The organism is Vibrio sp. 1457 (assembly GCF_033340195.1).
Classification (GTDB): Bacteria; Pseudomonadota; Gammaproteobacteria; order Enterobacterales; family Vibrionaceae; genus Vibrio; species Vibrio alginolyticus.
On sequence record NZ_JAWOWA010000141.1, the window covers coordinates 1 to 1,066 of the forward strand.

The 1,066-nt window shown below is 46.0% G+C and carries 2 protein-coding genes; one reads left to right on the plus strand and one right to left on the minus strand.

Translation table 11 applies throughout. The annotated features are described in order from the left end of the window. Positions 1–149 precede the first annotated feature (149 nt). Positions 150–695, minus strand: a complete 546-nt coding sequence (locus R7Z41_RS24360; RefSeq protein ID WP_237302192.1) for a TetR/AcrR family transcriptional regulator — start codon at positions 693–695, stop codon at positions 150–152. Positions 696–793: 98 nt separating this feature from the next. On the opposite strand from R7Z41_RS24360, the gene R7Z41_RS24365 reads away from it, so the two are divergent. Next, on the plus strand, positions 794–1,066 hold a 273-nt coding region (locus R7Z41_RS24365; protein ID WP_318141687.1), incomplete at its 3' end, for an HPP family protein.

Genomic DNA, 1,066 nt, shown 5'->3' on the forward strand with positions numbered 1-1,066 from the left:
TTACCGCGCTATCACCAGACGCGCAGGATGACATCATTGCCCGTACTGAACACGAGTTGTGATGGTCTCAACCCCTGTTAATGCAGAAGGCACCGATAGGTGCCTTTTTGTTTGAATACTTAATTAGCTAATTACGACGCCTGAACGCATTACAGCTTGTGCAAAATTTCCACGCATTTCTTTGTGACGTCGTCGTACTCTTTTGTCATGTAAGCGGTAGTGATGGCACCTTCTTTCATGATGCAAATGGCATCAAGTAATGATGTGTTGTCTGATTTGAGATAGCGTTGAATTAGCTCACGAACCTGTTGTTTATGGTGGCGGCAATACGTTGCGATCTCGCCGCTGTCGTCACTGAATTCGGCGGACGTGTTGATGAAGAAACAGCCGCGAAACTCGCCCAATTTTTCCTCAGAACCATGAAACCAGCCGTTAAGCGCGGTAAACAACTGGTCGATCACGTCTGTGCTCGATTGTGCTGATGACAGTTTTTCCTCTAGCCACGCTATGAAGATTTGGTGGCGTTGGTCTAGTACGGCGAGGATGAGCGCTTCTTTGCTCTCAAAATGGCTGTACAGCGTGCGTTTAGCCACGCCAGAAACTTTAAGGACTTCATTGATGCCAATGGAGTTGATGCCCTGTTTGTAAAACAGCGACAACGCGGTGTCGATCAATAACTGTTTCTTTTTGTTCATAACTACGTCCTCAAAAAGTTCTACAAACACATATTGACAAAGGTAGACAGATTTGTCTATTTTAATTTGTAGACAATTCGGTCTACTTTGAGGTGTTTATGAATAATTTAATTTTATCTTTGGTCGCGGGGCTTGGTGCGACATTGGCTATTGGTGTGTTGTCTTACGCCGAGGTATCTCTCACTGAGGTTGTACTTCTCATGGCGCCATTTGGTGCTACGGCGGTGTTGGTGTTTGGGGTGCCTAGCAGCCCTCTCGCTCAACCAAAAAACGTGATCATTGGTCACTTCATTACGGCATCTATCGGTATTGCGTTTATCCAATACGTTGAGATCACGCCAATCACCCTCGCGATTGCGACTGGGTTAGGT

Bases quoted from the DNA above. Each gene is read 5' to 3' on its own strand.
- R7Z41_RS24360 (WP_237302192.1), bottom strand. From the start codon at position 695: ATGAACAAAAAGAAACAGTTATTGATCGACACCGCGTTGTCGCTGTTT.